This window comes from Pseudomonas sp. CLCA07, assembly GCF_053615335.1.
In genome coordinates this window covers 1,219,040-1,240,978 of record NZ_CM132131.1, presented here as the reverse complement: position 1 = coordinate 1,240,978, position 21,939 = coordinate 1,219,040, and the positions used below count along the sequence as shown (strand labels likewise).

At 58.4% G+C, this 21,939-nt stretch carries 22 protein-coding genes; 15 read left to right on the top strand and 7 right to left on the bottom strand.

The window, feature by feature from the left end; all coding sequences use genetic code 11:
* Nucleotides 1-62 precede the first annotated feature (62 nt).
* From sucC to ACWGZX_RS05675, 5 genes are all read left to right on the top strand, one after another.
* The gene (gene sucC / locus ACWGZX_RS05695; RefSeq protein ID WP_007898980.1) at nucleotides 63-1,229 is read left to right on the top strand and encodes an ADP-forming succinate--CoA ligase subunit beta; all 1,167 of its coding nucleotides are present in this window, start codon (nucleotides 63-65) and stop codon (nucleotides 1,227-1,229) included.
* Entirely contained in the window at nucleotides 1,229-2,110 is an 882-nt protein-coding gene (gene sucD, locus ACWGZX_RS05690; RefSeq protein ID WP_223514145.1) for a succinate--CoA ligase subunit alpha, read from the top strand. The genes sucC and sucD overlap by 1 nt, the downstream gene beginning before the upstream one ends.
* 381 nt (nucleotides 2,111-2,491) lie before the next feature.
* Nucleotides 2,492-3,805 carry a branched-chain amino acid transport system II carrier protein gene (brnQ, locus tag ACWGZX_RS05685; RefSeq protein ID WP_452627605.1) on the top strand — a complete coding sequence of 438 codons (1,314 nt, stop codon included), beginning with the start codon at nucleotides 2,492-2,494 and terminating at the stop codon, nucleotides 3,803-3,805.
* A gap of 281 nt (nucleotides 3,806-4,086) precedes the next feature.
* A complete protein-coding gene (locus tag ACWGZX_RS05680; RefSeq protein ID WP_223514143.1) occupies nucleotides 4,087-4,824 on the top strand; it encodes a DUF599 domain-containing protein in 738 nt (245 codons plus the stop codon).
* Nucleotides 4,824-5,225, top strand: coding sequence for an MAPEG family protein (locus ACWGZX_RS05675; protein WP_452627604.1), 402 nt, complete (start codon nucleotides 4,824-4,826; stop codon nucleotides 5,223-5,225). Before ACWGZX_RS05680 ends, ACWGZX_RS05675 begins: the two co-directional genes overlap by 1 nt.
* A gap of 67 nt (nucleotides 5,226-5,292) precedes the next feature.
* On the opposite strand, the gene ACWGZX_RS05670 is transcribed toward ACWGZX_RS05675, so the two are convergent.
* Nucleotides 5,293-5,550 carry a hypothetical protein gene (locus ACWGZX_RS05670; RefSeq protein ID WP_223514140.1) on the bottom strand — a complete coding sequence of 86 codons (258 nt, stop codon included), beginning with the start codon at nucleotides 5,548-5,550 and terminating at the stop codon, nucleotides 5,293-5,295.
* A 156-nt stretch (nucleotides 5,551-5,706) separates the two neighbouring features.
* Here ACWGZX_RS05670 and ACWGZX_RS05665 point away from each other — a divergent pair, with 156 nt between their 5' ends.
* From ACWGZX_RS05665 to htpG, 3 genes are all read left to right on the top strand, one after another.
* Nucleotides 5,707-6,183: a PaaI family thioesterase gene (locus tag ACWGZX_RS05665; RefSeq protein WP_223514137.1), complete on the top strand. Its 477-nt coding sequence runs from the start codon at nucleotides 5,707-5,709 to the stop codon at nucleotides 6,181-6,183.
* Nucleotides 6,180-6,632, top strand: coding sequence for a PaaI family thioesterase (locus tag ACWGZX_RS05660; protein WP_007945152.1), 453 nt, complete (start codon nucleotides 6,180-6,182; stop codon nucleotides 6,630-6,632). Before ACWGZX_RS05665 ends, ACWGZX_RS05660 begins: the two co-directional genes overlap by 4 nt.
* Nucleotides 6,633-6,713: 81 nt before the next feature.
* Nucleotides 6,714-8,618, top strand: a complete 1,905-nt coding sequence (htpG, locus tag ACWGZX_RS05655) for a molecular chaperone HtpG (RefSeq protein WP_452627603.1) — start codon at nucleotides 6,714-6,716, stop codon at nucleotides 8,616-8,618.
* A gap of 206 nt (nucleotides 8,619-8,824) precedes the next feature.
* Here htpG and ACWGZX_RS05650 read toward each other — a convergent pair whose 3' ends face one another.
* Together ACWGZX_RS05650 and ACWGZX_RS05645 are read right to left on the bottom strand one after the other, a co-directional pair.
* Nucleotides 8,825-9,685, bottom strand: coding sequence for a pirin family protein (locus ACWGZX_RS05650; protein WP_452627602.1), 861 nt, complete (start codon nucleotides 9,683-9,685; stop codon nucleotides 8,825-8,827).
* A 61-nt stretch (nucleotides 9,686-9,746) separates the two neighbouring features.
* The gene (locus ACWGZX_RS05645; protein WP_223514128.1) at nucleotides 9,747-10,163 is read right to left on the bottom strand and encodes an OsmC family protein; all 417 of its coding nucleotides are present in this window, start codon (nucleotides 10,161-10,163) and stop codon (nucleotides 9,747-9,749) included.
* 262 nt (nucleotides 10,164-10,425) lie between these two features.
* On the opposite strand from ACWGZX_RS05645, the gene ACWGZX_RS05640 reads away from it, so the two are divergent.
* A complete protein-coding gene (locus ACWGZX_RS05640; protein ID WP_452627601.1) occupies nucleotides 10,426-11,802 on the top strand; it encodes a pyridoxal-phosphate dependent enzyme in 1,377 nt (458 codons plus the stop codon).
* Nucleotides 11,799-12,974, top strand: coding sequence for a trans-sulfuration enzyme family protein (locus tag ACWGZX_RS05635; RefSeq protein ID WP_452627600.1), 1,176 nt, complete (start codon nucleotides 11,799-11,801; stop codon nucleotides 12,972-12,974). Before ACWGZX_RS05640 ends, ACWGZX_RS05635 begins: the two co-directional genes overlap by 4 nt.
* Before the next feature lie 64 nt (nucleotides 12,975-13,038).
* On the opposite strand, the gene ACWGZX_RS05630 is transcribed toward ACWGZX_RS05635, so the two are convergent.
* From ACWGZX_RS05630 to purM, 3 genes are read right to left on the bottom strand one after another with little or no spacing between them, the layout of a single operon-like run.
* Nucleotides 13,039-13,752 carry a DUF3108 domain-containing protein gene (locus ACWGZX_RS05630; RefSeq protein ID WP_452627599.1) on the bottom strand — a complete coding sequence of 238 codons (714 nt, stop codon included), beginning with the start codon at nucleotides 13,750-13,752 and terminating at the stop codon, nucleotides 13,039-13,041.
* An 8-nt stretch (nucleotides 13,753-13,760) separates the two neighbouring features.
* Nucleotides 13,761-14,411, bottom strand: a complete 651-nt coding sequence (purN, locus tag ACWGZX_RS05625) for a phosphoribosylglycinamide formyltransferase (protein WP_452627598.1) — start codon at nucleotides 14,409-14,411, stop codon at nucleotides 13,761-13,763.
* Nucleotides 14,411-15,469, bottom strand: coding sequence for a phosphoribosylformylglycinamidine cyclo-ligase (purM, locus tag ACWGZX_RS05620; RefSeq protein WP_008013877.1), 1,059 nt, complete (start codon nucleotides 15,467-15,469; stop codon nucleotides 14,411-14,413). Before purM ends, purN begins: the two co-directional genes overlap by 1 nt.
* A gap of 382 nt (nucleotides 15,470-15,851) precedes the next feature.
* Here purM and ACWGZX_RS05615 point away from each other — a divergent pair, with 382 nt between their 5' ends.
* The 5 genes from ACWGZX_RS05615 to ACWGZX_RS05595 all read left to right on the top strand — a co-directional run bounded on the left by ACWGZX_RS05615 (nucleotide 15,852) and on the right by ACWGZX_RS05595 (nucleotide 20,545).
* The gene (locus tag ACWGZX_RS05615) at nucleotides 15,852-16,913 is read left to right on the top strand and encodes a DUF2066 domain-containing protein (RefSeq protein ID WP_452627597.1); all 1,062 of its coding nucleotides are present in this window, start codon (nucleotides 15,852-15,854) and stop codon (nucleotides 16,911-16,913) included.
* A gap of 38 nt (nucleotides 16,914-16,951) precedes the next feature.
* Nucleotides 16,952-18,013: an AI-2E family transporter gene (locus tag ACWGZX_RS05610; protein WP_452627596.1), complete on the top strand. Its 1,062-nt coding sequence runs from the start codon at nucleotides 16,952-16,954 to the stop codon at nucleotides 18,011-18,013.
* A gap of 242 nt (nucleotides 18,014-18,255) precedes the next feature.
* Nucleotides 18,256-18,960 (top strand): DnaA regulatory inactivator Hda, encoded by a 705-nt coding sequence (gene hda, locus ACWGZX_RS05605; RefSeq protein WP_010456804.1) that lies wholly within the window; start codon nucleotides 18,256-18,258, stop codon nucleotides 18,958-18,960.
* Between the two features lie 256 nt (nucleotides 18,961-19,216).
* Complete coding sequence (locus tag ACWGZX_RS05600) at nucleotides 19,217-19,843, top strand: C40 family peptidase (RefSeq protein ID WP_452627595.1); 627 nt, start codon at nucleotides 19,217-19,219, stop codon at nucleotides 19,841-19,843.
* Nucleotides 19,844-20,008: 165 nt separating this feature from the next.
* Nucleotides 20,009-20,545: a C40 family peptidase gene (locus ACWGZX_RS05595; protein WP_223514096.1), complete on the top strand. Its 537-nt coding sequence runs from the start codon at nucleotides 20,009-20,011 to the stop codon at nucleotides 20,543-20,545.
* 48 nt (nucleotides 20,546-20,593) lie between these two features.
* On the opposite strand, the gene ACWGZX_RS05590 is transcribed toward ACWGZX_RS05595, so the two are convergent.
* Nucleotides 20,594-21,907: a PQQ-dependent sugar dehydrogenase gene (locus ACWGZX_RS05590; protein WP_452627594.1), complete on the bottom strand. Its 1,314-nt coding sequence runs from the start codon at nucleotides 21,905-21,907 to the stop codon at nucleotides 20,594-20,596.
* Between the last annotated feature and the right edge of the window lie 32 nt (nucleotides 21,908-21,939).

Here is a 21,939-nt window from a genome sequence, read left to right as displayed (position 1 = left end):
GGTGCGGCACTTGAACAAGTGCAGCACCGAATGCGCAGTACCTAACGAAGACGGTAATAAGCATGAATCTTCACGAGTATCAGGGTAAGCAGCTGTTCGCTGAATACGGCCTGCCAGTTTCTACCGGTTACGCAGTAGACACCCCGGAAGCAGCAGCAGAAGCTTGCGACAAAATCGGCGGCACCGAGTGGGTTGTCAAAGCCCAGGTCCACGCTGGTGGTCGCGGTAAAGCGGGCGGCGTTAAGCTGGTTCGCAGCAAAGAAGACGCTAAGGCATTCGCACAGCAGTGGCTGGGCAAGCGTCTGGTGACTTACCAGACTGACGCCAATGGTCAGCCAGTCACCAAGATCCTGGTTGAATCGTGCACTGATATCGCTAAAGAGCTGTACCTGGGCGCTGTCGTTGACCGTTCGAGCCGTCGTATCGTGTTCATGGCTTCCACCGAAGGTGGCGTGGACATCGAGAAAATCGCTCACGACACCCCTGAGAAAATCCTCAAGGCCACTATCGATCCACTGGTTGGCGCTCAGCCATTCCAGGGTCGCGAGCTGGCATTCCAGCTGGGTCTGGAAGGCAAGCAAGTTGCTCAGTTCGCCAAGATCTTCGTAGGTCTGGCCAAACTGTTCAAGGATCACGACCTGGCTCTGCTGGAAGTGAACCCGCTGGTGATCAAGGCTGACGGCGATCTGCATTGCCTCGACGCCAAGATCAACATCGACGCCAACGCCATGTACCGTCAGCCTAAGCTGAAGACTTTCCACGATCCGTCGCAAGACGATCCGCGCGAAGCGCACGCTGCCAAGTTCGAACTGAACTACGTAGCACTGGAAGGTAACATCGGTTGCATGGTCAACGGTGCTGGCCTGGCCATGGGTACCATGGACATCGTCAACCTGCATGGCGGCAAACCAGCCAACTTCCTCGACGTGGGCGGCGGTGCTACCAAAGAACGCGTTACCGAAGCGTTCAAGATCATCCTGTCCGACACTAACGTCGCTGCAGTATTGGTCAACATCTTCGGCGGCATCGTTCGTTGCGACATGATTGCCGAAGGCATCATCGGCGCTGTGAAAGAAGTCGGCGTGAAAATCCCGGTTGTTGTTCGCCTTGAAGGCAACAACGCTGAGCTGGGCGCTAAAGTACTGGCAGAAAGCGGTTTGAACATCATCGCTGCTACCAGCCTGACCGACGCTGCTCAACAAGTCGTTAAAGCTGCGGAGGGCAAATAATGAGCGTCCTGATCAATAAAGACACCAAAGTTATCTGCCAGGGTATTACCGGTTCGCAAGGTAGTTTCCACACCCAGCAAGCCATCGAATACGGCACCAAGATGGTTGGCGGCGTAACTCCGGGCAAAGGCGGCACCGAGCACCTGGGTCTGCCAGTGTTCAACACCGTGAAAGATGCTGTAGCTGCCACTGGCGCTACCGCCAGCGTGATCTACGTTCCAGCTCCTTTCTGCAAGGACTCCATCCTGGAAGCAGCCTTCGGCGGCATCAAGCTGATCGTTTGCATCACTGAAGGCATTCCTACCCTGGATATGCTGGATGCCAAGGTCAAGTGCGACGAGCTGGGTGTAATCCTGATCGGTCCTAACTGCCCAGGCGTGATCACTCCAGGCGAATGCAAGATCGGCATCATGCCAGGTCACATTCACTTGCCAGGCAAGGTCGGTATCGTTTCCCGTTCCGGCACCCTGACCTACGAAGCTGTCAAGCAAACTACTGACGCCGGTTTCGGTCAGTCGACTTGCGTCGGCATCGGCGGTGACCCGATCCCGGGTTCGAACTTCATCGACATCCTGAAGCTGTTCCAGGAAGACCCGAAGACCGAAGCGATCGTAATGATCGGCGAGATCGGCGGTTCGGCTGAAGAAGAAGCGGCTGCCTACATCAAGGCAAACGTGACCAAGCCGGTTGTTTCCTACATCGCTGGTGTGACTGCCCCTGCGGGCAAGCGCATGGGCCATGCTGGCGCAATCATCTCTGGCGGCAAAGGCACTGCAGACGAGAAGTTTGCTGCCCTGGAAGACGCAGGCGTTAAAACCGTGCGTTCGCTGGCAGATATCGGCAAGGCTTTGTCCGAGCTGACCGGTTGGGCGATCAAATAAGCCTCGCGCTTAACTGACGCTTCACCAAACAAAGGCCACCTTCGGGTGGCCTTTGTCGTTTCTGCGGAATCTGTAGGAGCCGGCTTGCCGGCGAATGAGGCGACGCGGTGTGTCAGGTATGGCGCTTTCGCTGGCAAGCCAGCTCCTACAAGGTGAAATTTCGTACGTAAACGCGACACAGAAACGTCGCGTATCGGATAGTTCGCCCTCTAACAGTGCGTTTGTCGGGCAAATTCGTTAGGCTAGCCGCCATTTTTGCGAACGCCGCCCACAAGGCAGTGACGCGCTAAAGGGTCAGTCCTATACGGATCGACAGCATTTCCCTCACCCCCAAGGGAAATCCCTCTCTAAATTCCGATTCAGTAGTGTGGTATTTCCTTAATGAAAGTGTTGAAAGGCCAGGACATCCTGGCACTTGGTTTTATGACGTTTGCCCTGTTTGTCGGGGCTGGCAACATCATCTTCCCGCCTATCGTCGGTTTGCAGTCCGGGCCTAATGTCTGGATGGCGGCGCTGGGTTTCCTGATCACAGCGGTCGGTTTGCCGGTGATCACCGTGGTAGCGCTGGCGAAAGTCGGTGGTGCGATGGATGCCCTGAGCAGTCCGATTGGCAAAATTGCCGGTGGTCTGCTGGCTGCCGCGTGCTACCTCGCGGTTGGCCCGTTGTTCGCCACCCCGCGCACAGCCACTGTATCGTTCGAAGTGGGCCTGGCGCCGTTGACCGGCGAGAGCCCGTTGGCGCTGTTCCTCTACAGTTCGGTGTACTTCCTGATCGTGTTCTTCATCTCGCTCTACCCGGGCCGATTGCTGGATACCGTAGGACGGTTCCTCGCACCGCTGAAGATCATCGCCCTGGCCGCGCTCGGCATCGCCGCATTCGCGTTGCCTGCCGGTGATATCGGCGTGGCCACGCCGGAGTACGTCGCGGCGCCGTTCTCTCAAGGTTTCATCAATGGTTACCTGACCATGGATACCCTGGGCGCATTGGTGTTCGGCATCGTCATCGTTAACGCGATCCGCTCCCGTGGCGTTGAATCGCCGGTGCTGATTACCCGTTACGCGATCATTGCCGGGCTGATTGCCGGTGTGGGCCTGGCGCTGGTTTACGTCAGTCTGTTCCGCCTCGGTTCGGGCAGCCATGAAGTGGCAGCCGGTGCGACCAATGGCGCGGCGGTATTGCACGCCTACGTTCAACACACCTTCGGTTCGTTGGGCAGCGGTTTCCTGGCGGTGCTGATCTCGCTGGCCTGCCTGGTGACAGCGGTCGGTCTGACCTGTGCCTGCGCCGAGTACTTCAGCCGTGTGCTGCCACTGTCCTACAAGACGCTGGTCATCATCCTGGCGGTGTTCTCCTTGCTGGTGTCCAACCTGGGCCTCACCAAGCTGATTGCCTTCTCGATCCCGGTACTGACAGCGATTTACCCGCCATGCATCGCCCTGGTGGCGCTGAGCTTCTGTAAGGACTTCTGGCATGAGCAGGGCCGCATTGTCGGTCCGGTGATGCTGGTGTCGTTCCTCTTCGGCATGATCGACGCGCTCAAGGGTGCGGGTCTGGCGGACTGGATGCCGACTCAGCTGTCTCACTTGCCGCTGAGCGAGCAGGGCCTGGCGTGGCTGGTGCCCGCGGTCATGACGTTGGTGGTCGCAGTGGCTTGCGATCGCCTGCTGGGCAAGCGCGAAGAAGCGCTGGCTTAAGTCGCTGAATGGCCTGCCACAAGCGGGCCATCAAGCTGAAACAGAAATGCCCCGTATCAATCGATACGGGGCATTTTTTTTGGAGTCAGTGCAGTGTCTTTTTCCATAAGCTAACGTCGAAGCCTTGCAAATTTCCAATGTGGGAGCGAGCCTGCTCGCGATGGCGATTTTATTTTCAACAGAGATGTTGACTGATCTACCGCTATCGTCGGAACGCCGCCCGGAGCCGGCTCGCTCCCACAAGGTTTCGAGTATTTCGCCCTTACATCAAAAGGACCTGCATGTCGTTCATCCACGCCAACCTGATCCACATCCTCGCCGCGCTCTGGTTTGTCATCTGCTGGGGCGGTTACACCCGTTATGCCACGTGGAAGGGCCGCGACACCGCGTGCCTGGCCAGTGTGTTGCACCTGTACCGTGAAGACTGGATGCGTCGCATGCTGCTGCGCGACAACCGCATCGCCGATGCCAGCGTGGTCGGTAACCTGGAGCGTAACGCCTCGTTTTTTGCCTCCAGCACCTTGATTATTCTGGCCGGCATTCTCACCGTGCTCGGTGCTTCTGAAAGGGCGGTGTCGTTGTTGGCGGATATCCCGATGGTGCAGCAGGCGTCCCAGGGCATGTCCGAGATCAAATTGCTGTGCCTGGCGCTGGTGTTTGTCTACGCCTTCTTCACCTTCAGTTGGTGCATGCGGCAGTACAACTTTGCGGCGATTTTGATTGGCTCGGCGCCGATGGTCGGTGAGCGCCACGTTTCCGAACAAGAACGCAAAGCCTTCGCTGCCCGAGCGGCACGGGTCATCTCCATGGCAGCCAACCAGTTCAACTTCGGCCTGCGTTCCTACTACTTCGGCATGACCATGCTGGCCTGGTTCGTCAGCCCGTGGCTGTTCATGCTGATGAGTGCCGGCGTAGTGCTGGTGTTGTATCGCCGGGAGTTTCATTCCGACGTTCTAGACGTGATGGTCTATACCCCTACAGAGGCACCCTTGCCCGAGGCAAACAAAGAGGCCGCTTGATGAATATTCCGTTCTGGTGTGTGTTCATCAGTGCATTACTGATTTATGTGGCTCGCATGCCGGTGGCCAAGGCGATGAAGGAGCAGGGCGGTTACAACAATCACCTGCCGCGTCAGCAACAGGCGCAACTTACTGGCTTCGGCGCCCGTGCGGTGGCAGCACATCAAAACTGTTTTGAAGCCTTTATATTGTTTGCGGTGGGGGTGTTGATGGCCCACACCACACAAACCGCAGGATGGCTGATCGACCTGCTGGCGATCATCTTTGTGATCTCACGCGTTATCTACTTACTGTGTTACTGGGGCGATTTGGCCTGGCAGCGCAGTTCGGTCTGGTTTGTCGGTTTCGTCTGTTCGTTGTTACTGATGCTTAGTCCGACTTTTAGAAGCGTTTTGCTCTAACGGAGCAAATGGCAGGCAAAAGAAAACCCGCACTTGGCGGGTTTTCTTTATCACGCTAAAAACTGTTTTAGTTTTTAGGTGCTTCGGTCGGAGCTGCTGGTGCGGCTTCCTGTGCGGCGGCTTTGTTCGATTCAGCCTGAGCTTTGGCAGCTTCGGCGTTTTCTTTCGCAGCGTCGTTCACTTTATCCTGAGCTTTGTTCATATCTTGCTGAGCTTGCTCAGCATGTTTGGTTGCATCTTGAGCTTTGTCCTCGGATTTTTTATCGCAGGCAGCGAGACCGAGGGAAGCGGTCAACATCAAGGCAATAGCTAAAGTCTTACGCATGGGGTGTTTCTCCTTATGGAAATAACTACTGGCCTTTCGAGCACAGCTGGCAATGATAAGTTCCTCATTTCACACAAATATATTGGGTAATTTCTATCAGGAACTTTTTGGTTTTTCAAAAACTTCGGATCCCCACTAACTAGAGTTTTTTATCACATGGCCGAAAACCCTGTTTTTGAGCGTGCGACGCGATTCCTGTCAGCACTCAGGCATTGTCAGGTCCTCGGGTTGCGGGTGCACAGCGCCAGTAATGACGGACTAACGGTCATCTTGCCGTACAGCCCGCAAATTGTTGGTAACCCGGAAACCGGCGTGATCCACGGCGGTGCGCTGACGTCGTTGATGGATACCGCATGCGGTATGTCGACCCTGTGCGTGCTGCCCGAATTTGAAGTCTGCCCGACCCTCGACCTACGCATCGACTACATGCATGCCGCCGAACCGCATAAAGATGTCTACGGTTTCGCCCAATGCTACCGAGTGACCACCGACGTGATCTTCGCTCGCGGTTTCGCCTATCAAGACGATCCCGAGCACCCCATCGCGCATGTCGTCGGCACGTTCATGCGCATGGGTAAAGCCATCAAAGGCACTAAAAGCTTTGGTGGCGTCATCGCAGGGGGTGCGCAATGACTGATTCCTTCAAGGAACAACTGCAACAGGCTCACGAGGAGGGCAACTACGCGTCACTGTTGCACCTGATTCCTTACGCCAAACTGATCGGCGTCGAATGTTCGCGGGTAGGGGATGATCTGCTGTTTCGCCTGCCGGCCAACAAGGACAACATTGGTAACCCTTTATTGCCGGCGATTCATGGCGGCGTGATTGCCGGGTTCATGGAACTCTCGGCCGCGCTGCATCTGCTGATTTTCACCGGCTCACCGGGGGTGCCGAAAATCATCGACTTCTCCCTCGACTACCTGCGCGCCGGCCAGTTTCGCGATACCTGGGCCAAATGTCAGGTGTGCCGACAGGGGCGCCGGGTCGCCAACGTGGCCGTTACCGCGTGGCAAAGCACCGAATCCGAGCCCATTGCGACGGCCCGCGCCCATTTCAAAATTGAAGAGCCCTTGAAATCCTGAACACAGCCCCCAACTTGGATGACAACCCGCCGCCGACCCTGAAGGTCGCGGCCACTGCCATCTGATTGGAGTTTGATGACCATGAGTGTGGAAACTCAAAAGGAAACCCTGGGCTTCCAGACCGAGGTGAAGCAACTGCTGCACCTCATGATCCATTCGCTGTATTCCAACAAGGAAATCTTCCTTCGCGAATTGATCTCGAACGCCTCTGACGCTGTCGATAAATTACGTTTCGAAGCCCTGTCCAAGCCTGAATTGCTGGAAGGTGGCGCCGAACTGAAAATCCGTGTGAGCTTCGACAAGGACGCCAAAACCGTCACCCTCGAAGACAACGGCGTTGGCATGAACCGTGAAGAAGCGATTACCCATCTGGGGACCATCGCCAAATCCGGCACTGCCGACTTCATGAAACACCTGTCTGGTGATCAAAAGAAAGATTCGCACCTGATCGGTCAGTTCGGTGTGGGTTTCTACTCTGCATTCATCGTCGCCGACAAAGTCGACGTGTTCAGCCGTCGTGCCGGTGATGCGGCCAGCGAAGGCGTGCACTGGTCGTCCAAGGGCGAAGGCGATTTTGAAGTTGCCACCATTGAGAAAGCCGAGCGCGGCACTCGCATCGTCCTGCACCTGAAGTCCGGTGAAGACGAATTCGCCGATGGCTGGCGTCTGCGCAACATTATCAAGAAGTACTCCGACCACATCGCTCTGCCGATCGAGTTGCCAAAAGAAGTGACCGCCGCTGAAGGTGAAGAGCAGCCGGCCGCGGAATGGGAAACCGTCAACCGCGCCAGCGCCTTGTGGACCCGTCCTCGCACCGAAGTGAAGGACGAGGAATACCAGGAGTTCTATAAGCACGTTGCTCACGATTTCGAGAACCCGCTGAGCTGGAGCCACAACAAGGTCGAAGGCAAGCTCGAATACAGCTCGCTGCTCTACGTGCCGGCCCGTGCTCCGTTCGACCTGTACCAGCGTGAAGCGCCGAAAGGCCTGAAGCTGTACGTGCAGCGCGTGTTCGTCATGGACCAGGCCGAGTCGTTCCTGCCGCTGTACCTGCGTTTCATCAAAGGCGTGGTCGATTCCAACGACCTGTCGCTGAACGTGTCGCGGGAAATCCTGCAGAAAGACCCGATCATCGATTCGATGAAGTCGGCGCTGACCAAGCGCGTTCTGGACATGCTGGAAAAACTGGCGAAGAACGAGCCTGAGCAATACAAGAGCTTCTGGAAGAACTTCGGTCAGGTCATGAAAGAAGGCCCGGCAGAAGACTTCGCCAACAAAGAGAAAATCGCTGGCCTGCTGCGTTTCGCATCGACCAACGGTAATGAAGGCGAGCAAGTGGTTGGGCTGGCCGAATACCTGGCTCGCGCCAAGGAAGGTCAGGACAAGATCTACTACCTGACCGGCGAAACCTACGCACAAGTCAAAAACAGCCCGCACCTGGAAGTCTTCCGCAAGAAAGGCATCGAAGTGCTGCTGCTGACCGATCGCATCGACGAGTGGCTGATGAGCTACCTCAGCGATTTCGACGGCAAGAGCTTCGTTGACGTGGCGCGCGGTGACCTGGACCTGGGCAATCTGGACTCGGAAGAGGACAAGAAGGCTGCGCAAGAAGTCGCCAAGTCCAAAGAAGGTCTGGTTGAGCGTCTGAAAACCGCACTGGGTGAATCGGTTGCTGAAGTACGGGTTTCCCACCGTCTGACTGACTCCCCGGCGATTCTGGCGATCGGCGAGCAGGACCTGGGCATGCAGATGCGTCAGATCCTGGAGGCCAGCGGTCAGAAGGTTCCGGATTCGAAGCCAATCTTCGAATTCAACCCGGCTCACCCGCTGATCGAGAAGCTCGACAACGAGCAGAGCGACGAGCGTTTCGGCGACCTGTCGCACATTCTCTTCGATCAGGCGGCACTGGCTGCCGGTGACAGCTTGAAGGATCCGGCCGCGTATGTGCGCCGTCTGAATAAGCTGTTGGTTGAACTGTCGGTTTAACTGCGTTGTAAAAAAAACCCGCTTCGGCGGGTTTTTTCATTCTGGCATGAGCCTTGTCCTGGCTTATTCGGTAACAGTACGGTCCCCTTCGCGAGCAGGTCGAATCGTCGCACCGTCGCTCCCACACTTGGAATGCGTTCCCCTGTGGGAGCGACGGTGCGACGATTCGACCTGCTCGCGAAAGCGGTGTCACAACAGCGAATAATTTAAGGCAGTTCGATCCGCTCACTTTCCCCCGGCACCGTCGGCCAATCCCCGGCCGCCCAGCGCCGCCGTGCTTCATCGATGGCCGCAGGATCACTCGCCACAAAATTCCAGTTGATCCTCCTGGGGCCGTCCAGCGGCGCGCCGCCAAACAACACGGCATGACAATCGCTCTCGGCAAACAGGATCATCTCTTCCCCCGCAGGCAACACCACCAGCGAATTCAGTTCCAGCGTCTCGCCATCCAGTTGCGCCTCGCCGCTCAAGACATACAAGGCTCGCTCTTCATGCTCGGTGGGAATCAGCAACGTAGTCGCCGTTTGCAGGTTTAATTCCGCGTACAACGTAGGAGAAAGTACCGGGACCGGCGATTCCAGGCAAAAGCCTGCCCCGGCAATCATCCGGATCTTCACGCCAAGGTTATCGCTGACCGGCAAGGTGGCCGCCGGATGATGGCTGTAGTGCCCCGGGCCCTGTTCATGCTCCTTGGGCGATGCCAGCCAGATCTGCAAGCCGTGCATCGTGAAACCCATGCTCTTCAACGCCTCGGGGGTGCGCTCGACGTGGGCAATCGCGCTGCCGGCGGTCATCCAGCTGACATCTCCGGCATTCACCACTTGATCGGAGCCGAGGCTGTCCTTGTGCTGGATTTGCCCTTCAAACAAATAGGTTAGCGTCGATAGGCCGATGTGCGGATGCTGCCGGATGTTCATGCCTTTTCCCGCTGGATACCGGGTTTGCAGCATGTGGTCGAAAAACACGAAAGGCCCGACGCTGCGGCATTTGGCTGATGGCAACGGTCGAAGAATCGGCTGGCCTTCGACATCCTCGACGCGAGGGCGGATCACGAGCGGAGTATTCATGCTGCATTCCAGGCTGAGCGGGTGATGCGTGGAGCATAACCCGCTTGCACAGCCATTGCCGCTACTGGCTGAACGCACCTTCCGACAGGTGGGTTTCGATGCTGACGTCGGTGGTGGTCATCAGCTTGTGGACCGGGCAACGGTCGGCCACGCGATGCAGTTCCTCGCGCTGCGCATCGGTAAGCACGCCCTTGAGGGTCAGTTTGACGTGCAGGGCATATTTGCCTTTCTGTTCTTCGCTGTTGTCGCGTTTGACTTCGACCGTGACACCGGTCAGCGGGATGTCCTTTTTCCTGGCATACATCTTCAGGGTCAAGGCTTTGCACGCCCCCAACGCCGCATCGAAGTAATCGTGGGGTTCTGGTGCCGAGCCTTCACCGCCTGACGAGGTCGGCACGTCGGCAAACAGTTCATGGTCGTCGATTTGAACGCTGTGGCGAAAACCTTCGGCGCAAATGGTGTTGACGGTAACGGTCATGGAAAGCCTCCCAGGCTGGAAAAGTCGTTCGGTCAAAAAAGACCTTGAAGTTATAGAGCATTCCTCTGCGCACGCGTTCCACTTTCTTGCGGGGTCATGCCCGTTCGTTGAATGAATATCGGGCGACCGGCCGGCCGCACGCGGTTGCGAATGACGCTATCGCGGCCTATGGTCCAAGCGAGGTATTTCCTGCAACCGTCACACGATGACGCGCCGCAGGTTGGTGTCCATCCAGTGCGAATAACCATAGCAAGGTGAAGACATGCCGAACGAATCCCGCCCCGCCGTCCTTGAACTGATTGGAAACACGCCGCTGGTGCGTGTCAGCCGTTTCGATACCGGCCCGTGTACGCTGTTCCTCAAACTCGAATCACAAAACCCCGGTGGATCGATCAAGGATCGCATCGGTCTGGCGATGATCGACGCCGCCGAGCGCGATGGTCGCCTGCAACCCGGTGGCACCATCGTCGAGGCCACTGCCGGCAACACCGGCCTGGGCCTGGCCCTTGTCGGGCGTGCCAAGGGGTATCGCGTGGTGTTGGTGGTGCCCGACAAGATGTCCACCGAGAAAGTCTTGCACCTCAAGGCGATGGGCGCCGAAGTGCACATCACCCGCTCCGATGTCGGCAAGGGCCATCCCGAGTACTACCAGGATGTAGCCGCACGGCTGGCAAAGGAGATTCCCGACGCCTTCTTCGCCGATCAATTCAACAACCCGGCCAACCCGCTGGCTCACGAATGCAGTACGGCGCCAGAGATCTGGGCGCAAACCCAGCATGATGTGGATGCCATCGTTGTTGGCGTCGGTTCGGCCGGCACGTTGACCGGCTTGACCCGCTTCTTTAACCGCGTGCAGCCGAACCTGGTCATGGTGTTGGCCGACCCGGTCGGCTCGGTGATGGCCGAATACAGCCGCAGCGGCACCCTGGGAACCCCCGGTTCTTGGGCGGTGGAAGGCATTGGCGAAGATTTCATTCCCTCGATTGCTGACCTGTCCAGCGTGCGCCACGCGTATTCGATCAGCGACGAAGAAAGCTTCGATCATGCCCGCCAATTGTTGCGCGCCGAAGGCATTCTCGGCGGCTCGTCGACCGGCACATTGCTGGCAGCGGCACTGCGTTATTGCCGCGAGCAAACCGAGCCGAAACGGGTCGTGAGTTTTGTCTGCGACACCGGTACCCGCTACCTGTCGAAGGTCTACAACGATCAGTGGATGAACGATCAGGGCCTGTTGCAATACAAGCACTACGGCGATCTTCGCGACTTGATCTCGCGCCGTTTCGAGGATGGTCGAGTGATCAGCGTGGGCCCTGACGACACGCTGCTGACCGCTTTCCAGCGCATGCGCCTGGCGGACGTGTCACAACTGCCGGTGCTGGTGGACGGCCAGCGTCTGGTCGGTGTGATTGACGAGTCCGACATTCTGCTGGGGGTGCACCAGGAGGCCTCGCACTTCCGTTTGACGGTGGCCAGCGCAATGACCGACAAGCTGCAAACCCTGCCTGCCGCTGCCAGTCTGGCGCAATTGCAGGCGGAACTCGACCGTGGGCTGGTGGCGATCATTGCCGATGCCTCGGGCTTCCACGGACTGATTACCCGCGTCGATCTACTCAATCATCTACGGAGATCCCTGAAATGAGTCACGATAAAGAGGCTGCGCCACATGGATTTGCCACACGCGTGATCCATGCCGGGCAGGCGCCGGACCCTTCCACCGGGGCGTTGATGCCACCTATTTACGCCAACTCCACCTATATGCAGCAAAGCCCTGGTGTGCACAAAGGTCTCGACTACGGGCGCTCGCACAACCCGACGCGCTGGGCGCTGGAGCGCTGCGTGGCGGATCTCGAAGGGGGCACCCAGGCCTTTGCGTTCGCATCCGGGCTGGCGGCGATTTCCACGGTACTCGAATTGCTCGATGCCGATTCGCATATCGTCTCGGGCAATGATTTGTATGGCGGTACGTTTCGCCTGTTCGACAAGGTGCGTCGGCGCAGCGCCGGGCATCGTTTCAGTTTCGTCGATCTGACGGACCTGGCGGCCTTCGAAGCGGCGCTCCAAGACGACACAAGAATGGTCTGCGTCGAGACGCCGAGCAATCCATTGCTGCGCCTCACTGACCTCGCCGCCATCGCTCGTATTTGTCGCCAGCGCGGCATCATTTGCGTGGCCGACAACACCTTCGCGAGCCCGTGGATACAGCGCCCGCTGGAGCTGGGGTTCGATGTCGTGGTGCATTCGACCACCAAGTATTTGAACGGTCACTCCGACGTGATCGGCGGCATCGCGGTGGTTGGGCAGAACGCGGAGCTGCGCGAGCGGCTGGGATTTCTGCAAAACGCAGTGGGCGCCATCGCCGGGCCGTTTGACGCCTTCCTCACCCTGCGCGGCGTGAAAACCCTGGCATTGCGCATGGAGCGCCACTGCAGCAACGCCTTGGCGTTGGCGCAATGGCTGGAACAACAGCCACAAGTGGCGCGCGTCTACTACCCGGGCCTGCCGTCACATCCCCAGCACGAACTGGCGCGGCAGCAGATGCACGGTTTCGGCGGGATGATTTCACTCGATCTGAACAGCGACCTGGCGGGTACCAAACGCTTTCTGGAGAGTGTGCAGATATTTGCGCTGGCGGAGAGCCTGGGCGGGGTGGAAAGCCTGATCGAGCACCCGGCGATCATGACTCACGCGACCATCCCCGCCGACACCCGTGCGCAACTGGGCATCGGCGATGCGCTGGTGCGATTGTCCGTGGGGGTCGAGGACGTCGACGACCTGCGCGCCGATCTGGCGCAAGCGTTGGCGCTGATTTGAGTTCCAGCAGGCAAAAAAAATCCGGAACCCTTATCGGATTCCGGATTTTCGTGTCGAGCCCGGTTTAGCTGCCTTTGACCGCTTTACCGTTGACCGTACCGTCGAGGAGCATGATGTTGTACTCCTTGCCGTCGGTTTCAACTTGTTGCAGACGGACCAGCAAGTAATCCCAGTCCTTGGCAAACCACAGGACGGTAATGCGCTTGTTTTGTGTCGGGTCGCGCACGCGCTCGACTTTAATCGCATCGATCTGGCCGGCCTTAGTGTCGACTTTTTCCGAACCCAGTACGCGGAAGTCATAGGTATCGACTTCGCCACCATCGATGACCTGATAGTTCATGCTCTTTTTGCCGGCGGCGACGTCTTCCTGCAGGGCCAGCTGATACGTGGACTTGTCGAGCATTCCACGGTTCAGTGGAACCTTGACCGGGTCGCCACGATCGGTGCCGGTGACCATTTTGGTGGTCCAGTCGAAATCCAGATCAACCTTTTTGGCTTTACCCAGGCCGCCACGCTCAAAGCGGTAGGACTGAGGCAGCAGGGTGTCCTTGTCCACGGTCAGGGTGCTTTCTTCAGTCAGGCTGGCAATCATCATCGACGCCTTGAAGCTGAGCTTCCAGACGTCGTTGGCTCCCTTGGTCAGGCTGCGTTCAGCCGTGCCACTCATGGGAAGCTGTTTCCAGTCGGCGGTGTAGCTGGCGGAGAAAGGTTGAAGTTCCGAAGCCTGTGCCAGGGGCAAGGCAAGCAGAGCGCAAGCGAAGAGCAGGGCACGACGCATAATATCTCCTAGGTTCGAATCAAGTGGCCGCTGGCCGCGAGTAGCTTCCCATCCAGTAAAGCACCTTGTTCGCCAAGTGATAAGCGACCTTCGGCAAACCAGCGTACAGCCAATGGGTAGATCAGGTGTTCCTGAGCATGGACTCGCTGCGCCAGACTCTGCGGCGAATCCTGCAACTCTACCGGTATTACTGCTTGTACGACCAGTGGTCCGCCATCGAGTTCCTCGGTGACGAAGTGGACAGAGCAGCCGTGCTCGGTGTCGCCGGCCTCCAGCGCGCGCTGATGAGTGTGTAACCCTTTGTATTTGGGTAGCAGCGACGGATGGATATTGAGCAGGCGACCCGCGTAATGGCGCACGAAATCAGCGCTGAGAATGCGCATGAAACCGGCCAGCACCACGAGTTTGGGATTGAACGCGTCGATCAGTTCGATCAGTGCGGCATCGAAGGCCTCGCGGCCTTCGAAAGCCTTGTGATCCAGGGTGCGGGTGTCGATACCCGCGTCCTTGGCGCGTTGCAGGCCATAAGCATCGGCGCGGTTGGAAATCACCGCAGCGATGCGGACCGGGCTTTCGCCGGTCCGCGTGCTGTCGATCAAGGCCTGCAAGTTACTGCCAGTGCCGGAAAGCAGCACCACGACATCACAGGTGGCGGACATTAGTGCGCCTTAAGGTTCTTCAGTTCGACCTGGGCCGCGCCTTCGGCAGCGGTGGCGATCTGGCCGATGACCCATGGCTGTTCGCCGGCTTCACGCAGTACGTTCAATGCGGTTTCAACGTGCTCTTGAGCCACGCAGATGACCATGCCCACGCCGCAGTTCAACACGCGGTGCATTTCGTTTTCGTCGACGTTGCCTTTCTCTTGCAGCCAGTCGAACACGGCAGGGCGGGTCCAGCTCGCCACGTCAACCACGGCTTGTGCGCCTTTTGGCAGAACACGCGGGATGTTGTCCAGCAGGCCACCACCGGTGATGTGGGCCATGGCTTTGACAGCGCCGGTTTCCTTGATCAGCTTGAGCAGCGGCTTCACGTAGATACGGGTCGGGGCCATCAGCAGGTCGGTCAGCGGTTTGCCGTCGAGCTGGATGTTTTCGATATCGGCACCCGACACTTCGATGATCTTGCGGATCAGCGAGTAGCCGTTGGAGTGCGGGCCGGAAGACGGCAGGGCGAGCAAGGCGTCGCCGGCAGCGACTTTCGAACCGTCGATGATTTCGGATTTTTCCACGACGCCGACGCAGAAGCCGGCCAGGTCGTAGTCTTCGCCTTCGTACATGCCAGGCATTTCAGCGGTTTCGCCGCCGACCAGGGAGCAGCCGGACAGTTCGCAGCCTGCGCCGATGCCGGTCACGACCTGGGTCGCGGTTTCTACGTTGAGTTTGCCGGTAGCGTAGTAGTCGAGGAAGAACAGCGGTTCAGCGCCGCAGACCACCAGGTCGTTCACGCACATGGCCACCAGATCGATGCCGATGCTGTCGTGCTTGTTCAGGTTCAGTGCCAGGCGCAGCTTGGTGCCCACACCGTCGGTGCCGGAAACCAGTACGGGCTGCTTGTAGCCAGCCGGGATTTCGCAGAGGGCGCCGAAACCGCCCAGGCCGCCCATGACTTCCGGGCGCGCAGTGCGCTTGGCGACGCTCTTGATGCGTTCGACCAATGCTTCACCGGCGTCGATGTCTACACCGGCGTCCTTGTAGCTCAGGGAGGGTTGCTTGCTCATGATCCAGGCCTTTAGGGGGGATTCAGGGGTAACGACCGAGTCCAGCGGGGACACCGAATTCGACGGGGGGCGATTGCCTCACACGAAATTCGGACTACCCGGCTGTTGCCGGTCTGCGAAGGCGCGCGATTTTATCAGGCTTGAGGGGCAGCGGCCATCCTCACGCCGACGGCAGGGGCATATCCCATTAAAAAAATTGATATTGAGCCTGTTAGGGGCGTTTCGCATGGCTGTATAAGGTATCGCGATTAACCGTCTATCGTTATGACAGCGTAAAAAACTATCGGGGTCGGGTGAATGTTTTGCGCGAGGGGATGGTCACAGCCTTGCTCAATGCCTTCATGCGGTCAGTTCCAGCCGCTCTAGTCGTCAGGAATCTTCCATGCGTTTTCTTTCCAAGCTTTTGTGTTTGAGTTGTTTTTCCCTTTTCAGCCTCGCCAGCCATGCCGAAACCGTGAAAGGCCTCTATCAGGTGCGCGAGCCTGTTACCAGCCAGGCGCCCGAGGAGCGTGATCAAGCGACCCAGCGCGCGCTGGACACGCTGGTGTTACGACTGACCGGCGATCCCAAGGCGGCGCAAAGTCCGGGGTTGGCAGCCCTGCGCAAGGATCCGCAACAAATCATCAGTCAATACGGTTTTGAAGCGGGGCCGCCGGAAGTGCTGAAGGTCGACTTCGACCCGGTCTCCACCGAGCAGGCGTTGCGTCGTGCGGGTCTGTCGTTGTGGGGCGCGAATCGGCCGTCGATCCTCGGCTGGTGGTTGAACGACTCCACCGAAGGTTCGAGCCTGGTGGGCGATGGCCAGGCCAGTGCCGCGCCTCTGCGTCGAGCGGCACAGCACCGCGGTTTGCCATTGCGCTTGCCGCTGGCGGATTTGAGTGAGCAGTTGGTGGCGACAGCGCCGACGCTTGAAGGCACGGATGCGGCGCCTCTGCATAAAGCATCGGAACGTTACAACGCTGACGCTTTGCTGGCGGTGCATGCCCGGGAAGAGGGCGGTCAGTGGCAGGCTAAATGGAATTTGTGGATGGGCGACAAGAAGGAAGCGGGCAGCGTGGAAGGCGCGGATCAGGCCACGGTGGCCGATGCGGTGATGCTGGCGGTCAGCGAGCGAATGGCGCCACGGTTTGTCGTCAGGCCAGGTGCTTCGGGCGAACAATTGCTGGAAGTGCAGGGCATGAACCTGGAGCGTTACGCGACGCTGGGGCGATTGCTCGATCCGTTTGGCGCGCGTCTGCAAAGTGTTAGCGGTGATCGCATCCTTTATCGGGTCAATGGCAGCGCTGAGCAGCTGCGCTCGCAGTTGTCGATGGCGAAGTTGCAGGAAGTACCGGCCGGTGAATCTGTCACGCCCGTAGCGCCAGTTCAGCCTGTGGTGCAGGGTTCGGCGCCTGCTGTAGCGCCAGCCCCGGCACCGACGCCGCAATTGCGCTTCCGCTGGTAAGGTTTTCTTTCTTTATATAGATGCATATGGAGCGGTACATGGCCGATACGCGCCGTTGGTTCTGGTTGGGTGGAGTGGTTCTGCTCTGCGCGTTTGTCTGGCTGTTGCATCCGATCCTGACCCCTTTTCTGGTGGCGCTGCTGCTGGCCTATCTGTTCGATCCGCTGGTGGATCGACTGGAGAAGGTCGGGCTTTCAAGGACGTGGGGTGTGGTGGCGGTATTCGCACTGTTCACCCTGATTTTCACCACGCTGCTACTGGTGTTGGTGCCGCTGCTGGCCAAGCAACTGTTTCGTTTGTATGAGTTGGCACCGCAAATGCTCGACTGGCTGCAGCACACCGCACTGCCGTGGGCGCAATCGAAGTTCGGGTTGTCGGAAGGCTTCTGGAAATTTGACAGGCTCAAGGCCGCGATCAGCGAACACGTGACGCAGACCAGTGACATCGTCGGTGTGGTGTTGAGCCAGGCCACGGCGTCCGGTCTCGCGTTGATTGGCTGGTTGGCCAATCTGGTGTTGATCCCGGTGGTGAGTTTTTACCTGCTGCGGGACTGGGACCTGATGATGTTGAAGCTGCGAAACCTGTTGCCCCGAGATCGCGAAGAGCGCGCTGTCTTGTTGGCTGGCGAATGCCACGAAGTGCTGGGTGCATTCGTGCGCGGGCAATTGCTGGTGATGGTGGCGCTGGGGGTGATCTACTCTGCGGGCTTGATGCTGGTGGGATTGGAGTTGGGGTTGTTGATCGGTGTGATCGCCGGTCTGGCCGCGATCGTGCCATACATGGGCTTTGTCATCGGGATTGGCGCGGCACTGATTGCCGGACTGTTCCAGTTCGGTGGCGACCTTTACCCAATGTTGGGCATCGTCGCGGTGTTCATGGTCGGTCAGGCGCTGGAAGGCATGGTGCTCACGCCAATGTTGGTAGGGGACCGGATCGGTCTGCACCCGGTGGCGGTGATTTTTGCCGTTCTGGCGGGCGGCGAGCTGTTCGGTTTCACGGGTGTGTTACTGGCGTTGCCGGTGGCGGCGGTAATCATGGTGCTGGTGCGCCATGTTAATGATTTATATAAAGATTCTGATATGTACAGCGGTGCGGATTAGCCAAGGCGGTAAGGTTCGTTGAAAGGTCGTCGCGGCCAACCCGGGTCATTGCCGGGTTGGCCTGCATCCCCTGTGTGGCTGTCACATGCACCGTCAACAAAACTGTCTCGAAACCAGTGCGTTAACGCAAACCTTTGATTTTGCTTGTGGTCTGTCGCATTGTGCGACCAGCGTCACGGGTATAAACTTCGCAAACTTTACACAGAGGTCACTAACGGTTCCCTTGGAACTGTTCAGTCAGCATGAAACCGATTCAGCTGCCCCTAGGTGTGCGTCTGCGTGATGACGCTACCTTTATCAATTACTATCCAGGCGCCAATGCCGCAGCACTCGGCTATGTCGAGCGGCTATGCGAAGCCGACGCCGGGTGGACCGAAAGCCTGATTTATCTCTGGGGCAAAGACGGGGTAGGGCGTACGCACTTGTTGCAGGCGGCCTGCCTGCGCTTCGAGCAGTTGGGCGAGCCAGCGGTGTACTTGCCATTGGCCGAGCTGCTTGATCGTGGCATCTCCATTCTCGATAACCTCGAACAATACGAACTGGTCTGCCTGGATGATTTGCAGGCGGTTGCCGGTCGTGCGGATTGGGAAGAGGCGCTGTTCCATCTGTTCAATCGTCTGCGCGACAGCGGTCGTCGCCTGCTGATCGCCGCGTCGACCTCGCCGCGTGAATTGCCGGTGAAGCTGGCGGACTTGAAGTCGCGTTTGACCCTGGCCCTGATCTTTCAGATGCGCCCGCTTTCCGATGAAGACAAATTGCGCGCTTTGCAATTGCGTGCATCGCGTCGCGGTTTGCACCTGACCGATGAAGTCGGGCATTTTATTTTGACCCGCGGTACTCGCAGCATGAGTGCGCTGTTCGAGTTGCTTGAGCGTCTCGATCAGGCCTCACTTCAAGCTCAGCGCAAGCTGACAATCCCCTTCCTGAAAGAAACCCTTGGCTGGTAACAAAAGCCTGGTAACAAAAGCCCGGTAGCGGAAGCCTGGTAAAACTTAAGCCTGGTAGGGGTTTTGGCATATTTCAGGCGCCAGGAAATGCACTTTCCTACAGGGCTGCAGGCTGCGCGAGCGTCTAAAATGGGCTTAAGCGCTTAGATGTTAGCGAGAAACCAATAAGTCACATAAAGTTCGATTGAATTTGCAAATGAGGATGATAGCGGGCATAGTCTCGGCTTCTTTAGAACTATCAGCCACGGTCGTGCCCATGCTAAAGCGCTTCGCACCCCTCGTGCCTCTCGCACTCGTCACCCTGTTGTTCGGTTGCGCTGCTCACTCTCCAGTGTCCCAGCAAGAGCAACAACAGCAGGTTAAAAACTCAGTTACGGCACAGTCTTCTTCCGTTCTTTTTCAGGAAGAGCTTGCCACCAATAAAGAACTGGCCAGCTTTGCCGATGGCAAGTCGTACCAGCTTCCGGGTCTGGCCGACAGCATTCTCGAACGTGGCATGTCCCTGATCGGTACCCGTTACCGTTTCGGCGGTACCTCTGAAGCCGGTTTCGATTGCAGCGGCTTCATCGGTTATCTGTTCCGCGAAGAAGCGGGCATGAACCTGCCACGCTCCACTCGCGAAATGATCAACGTGGACGCGCCACTGGTAGCTCGCAGCGCGCTGAAGCCGGGCGACCTGCTGTTCTTCGCCACCAACGGTCGTCGCGGCCGCGTCAGTCACGCCGGGATCTACCTGGGTGATAACCAGTTCATCCACTCCAGCAGCCGCAAAAGCGGTGGTGTTCGGGTCGATAGCCTGGGTGACAGCTACTGGAACAAGACCTTCATCGAAGCCAAGCGCGCCCTCGCGATGGCCCCGACCGTGGTCACCGCTCGCAAGTAAACGTACAAGTTGTAGGGCGAAGTTAAAGTCTTACTTGAAGTTTGCCGTGTAGCCGCTAGAATTCTGATCTATCAATGATGGCAAACCGCCTGCGCCCCGCGCAGGCGGTTTTCTTTTCTGCACTCCCGGCAGAAAAAGCCGCAGCCAGATCAGGATGTTCTGCTTATGACGATGTCGGCCCGCCTCGCACTCCTGTTCTTCTCCGCAGCGCTGCTCAGCGCCTGCGCCAGCCGCACCCCGCCTGCACCGGTGGTTCGCGCGCCCATTATTTTCGGTAACCCGCAGTCCTTTTCCCCTGAAGCAGAAGACGTGCTGTTCCGCGCGCTCGGCCTGGTGGGGACGCCGTATCGATGGGGTGGCAACACGCCGGATTCGGGCTTCGATTGCAGTGGGTTGATCGGCTACGTTTACCGTGATGTTGCCGGCATTTCCTTGCCACGTACCACGCGCGAGATGATTAGCATGCAAGCCGCCAATGTGGGCAAGGAAGGCCTGCAAACCGGTGACCTGATTTTCTTCGCCACCAATGGCGGCTCTCAGGTCAGCCATGCCGGGATTTACGTCGGCGAAGGCCGCTTCGTGCATGCGCCCGCGACTGGCGGCACGGTGAAGCTCGACAGTCTGTCCAAAGCCTATTGGCAAAGGGCATACCTGAGCGCCAAACGCGTTCTGCAGCCCCAGCACCTGGCACGCAATCCGTGATAAAGCGCTGAACCCTGTAGGAGCGAGCTTGCTCCCACAGGAGGGCGATTATTTGGCTGCGGTCACGCGCCACACCTTATTCCCCACATCATCCGCCACCAGCAAGCCACCCTGTTGATCGATCACCACGCCCACCGGCCGGCCCCTGGCTTCTTCGTCTTCATTGAGAAAACCAGTCAGCACATCAACCGGTTGCCCCTTCGGTTTGCCGCCCGCAAACGCCACGAAAATCACTTTGTAGCCACTGTGCGGTTTACGGTTCCACGAGCCGTGCTGGCCGATGAAAGCCCCTTCCTTGAATTGCGCGGGCAGGGTGTTGCCTTCAGCGAACGTCAGGCCCAGCGATGCAGTGTGCGGACCCACCGCGTAGTCCGGCTTGATGGCCTTGGCCACCAGGTCCGGATTTTGCGGCTCGACGCGAATGTCGACATGTTGGCCGTAATAGCTGAATGGCCAGCCATAGAACCCGCCATCCTTGACCGAGGTGATGTAGTCCGGCACCAGGTCGCTGCCGATCTCGTCCCGCTCGTTGACCGCCGTCCACAGCGCGCCGCTGCGGGGCTCCCAGGCCAAGCCGTTGGGATTGCGAATCCCGGAAGCGAATATCCGGTGATTGCCGGTGGCGCGGTCCACTTCCCAGATCGCCGCGCGGCCTTCTTCCTGGTCCAGGCCATTTTCCCCGACGTTGCTGTTGGAGCCCACCGTGACGTATAGCTTGCTACCGTCTTTGCTGGCGATGACGTTTTTGGTCCAGTGATGATTCAGCGTGCCCCCTGGCAGATCAACCACTTTGATCGGTGGTGACTTGATCGCCGTGTCACCGCTTTCATAGTGAAAACGCAGCAAGCGGTCGGTGTCCGCCACGTACAGGTCATTGCCGACCAGCGTCATGCCGAAGGGCGAATTGAGGTTTTCCAGGAACACCGTGCGGGTTTCGGCGATGCCGTCGTGGTCCTTGTCACGCAGCAGCGTGATGCGGTTCGGGCTGGGGACTGCAGCACCGGCGCGGCCCATGGCTTTGCCCATGACCCAACCACGAATGCCTTTGCGGTCATCGGGTTTGGGCGGCGCGCTGGTTTCGGCCACCAGCACGTCACCGTTGGGCAGCACGTAGAGCCAGCGCGGGTGATCGAGGCCTTCAGCAAAGGCGGCCACTTGGGTCCCGGCGGCAGCTGTGGGTTTGACGCCGTCTGGCCAGCCGACCGCCTGAGCGACGTTCACCGTCGGGATCAGGGTTTTATTCGGTTCGGGTAGCTTGGGTGACGGGCCGGTGCCGTCGGAGACTTGCAGGCGGGAGGTTTCACCACAGGCGGCAAGCCCTCCGGCGAGCACGATGACGAGAACAATCGGGGACTTGCGCATGCTGGTCTTCCCTATGAATGCAGTGTCTTATT

Excerpts from the sequence above, each read along its gene's own strand:
- sucC (WP_007898980.1), top strand. The coding sequence starts at position 63 with ATGAATCTTCACGAGTATCAGGGTAAGCAGCTGTTCGCTGAATACGGC.
- sucD (WP_223514145.1), top strand. The coding sequence starts at position 1,229 with ATGAGCGTCCTGATCAATAAAGACACCAAAGTTATCTGCCAGGGTATT.
- brnQ (WP_452627605.1), top strand. The coding sequence starts at position 2,492 with ATGAAAGTGTTGAAAGGCCAGGACATCCTGGCACTTGGTTTTATGACG.
- ACWGZX_RS05680 (WP_223514143.1), top strand. The coding sequence starts at position 4,087 with ATGTCGTTCATCCACGCCAACCTGATCCACATCCTCGCCGCGCTCTGG.
- ACWGZX_RS05675 (WP_452627604.1), top strand. The coding sequence starts at position 4,824 with ATGAATATTCCGTTCTGGTGTGTGTTCATCAGTGCATTACTGATTTAT.
- ACWGZX_RS05670 (WP_223514140.1), bottom strand. The coding sequence starts at position 5,550 with ATGCGTAAGACTTTAGCTATTGCCTTGATGTTGACCGCTTCCCTCGGT.
- ACWGZX_RS05665 (WP_223514137.1), top strand. The coding sequence starts at position 5,707 with ATGGCCGAAAACCCTGTTTTTGAGCGTGCGACGCGATTCCTGTCAGCA.
- ACWGZX_RS05660 (WP_007945152.1), top strand. The coding sequence starts at position 6,180 with ATGACTGATTCCTTCAAGGAACAACTGCAACAGGCTCACGAGGAGGGC.
- htpG (WP_452627603.1), top strand. The coding sequence starts at position 6,714 with ATGAGTGTGGAAACTCAAAAGGAAACCCTGGGCTTCCAGACCGAGGTG.
- ACWGZX_RS05650 (WP_452627602.1), bottom strand. The coding sequence starts at position 9,685 with ATGAATACTCCGCTCGTGATCCGCCCTCGCGTCGAGGATGTCGAAGGC.
- ACWGZX_RS05645 (WP_223514128.1), bottom strand. The coding sequence starts at position 10,163 with ATGACCGTTACCGTCAACACCATTTGCGCCGAAGGTTTTCGCCACAGC.
- ACWGZX_RS05640 (WP_452627601.1), top strand. The coding sequence starts at position 10,426 with ATGCCGAACGAATCCCGCCCCGCCGTCCTTGAACTGATTGGAAACACG.
- ACWGZX_RS05635 (WP_452627600.1), top strand. The coding sequence starts at position 11,799 with ATGAGTCACGATAAAGAGGCTGCGCCACATGGATTTGCCACACGCGTG.
- ACWGZX_RS05630 (WP_452627599.1), bottom strand. The coding sequence starts at position 13,752 with ATGCGTCGTGCCCTGCTCTTCGCTTGCGCTCTGCTTGCCTTGCCCCTG.
- purN (WP_452627598.1), bottom strand. The coding sequence starts at position 14,411 with ATGTCCGCCACCTGTGATGTCGTGGTGCTGCTTTCCGGCACTGGCAGT.
- purM (WP_008013877.1), bottom strand. The coding sequence starts at position 15,469 with ATGAGCAAGCAACCCTCCCTGAGCTACAAGGACGCCGGTGTAGACATC.
- ACWGZX_RS05615 (WP_452627597.1), top strand. The coding sequence starts at position 15,852 with ATGCGTTTTCTTTCCAAGCTTTTGTGTTTGAGTTGTTTTTCCCTTTTC.
- ACWGZX_RS05610 (WP_452627596.1), top strand. The coding sequence starts at position 16,952 with ATGGCCGATACGCGCCGTTGGTTCTGGTTGGGTGGAGTGGTTCTGCTC.
- hda (WP_010456804.1), top strand. The coding sequence starts at position 18,256 with ATGAAACCGATTCAGCTGCCCCTAGGTGTGCGTCTGCGTGATGACGCT.
- ACWGZX_RS05600 (WP_452627595.1), top strand. The coding sequence starts at position 19,217 with ATGCTAAAGCGCTTCGCACCCCTCGTGCCTCTCGCACTCGTCACCCTG.
- ACWGZX_RS05595 (WP_223514096.1), top strand. The coding sequence starts at position 20,009 with ATGACGATGTCGGCCCGCCTCGCACTCCTGTTCTTCTCCGCAGCGCTG.
- ACWGZX_RS05590 (WP_452627594.1), bottom strand. The coding sequence starts at position 21,907 with ATGCGCAAGTCCCCGATTGTTCTCGTCATCGTGCTCGCCGGAGGGCTT.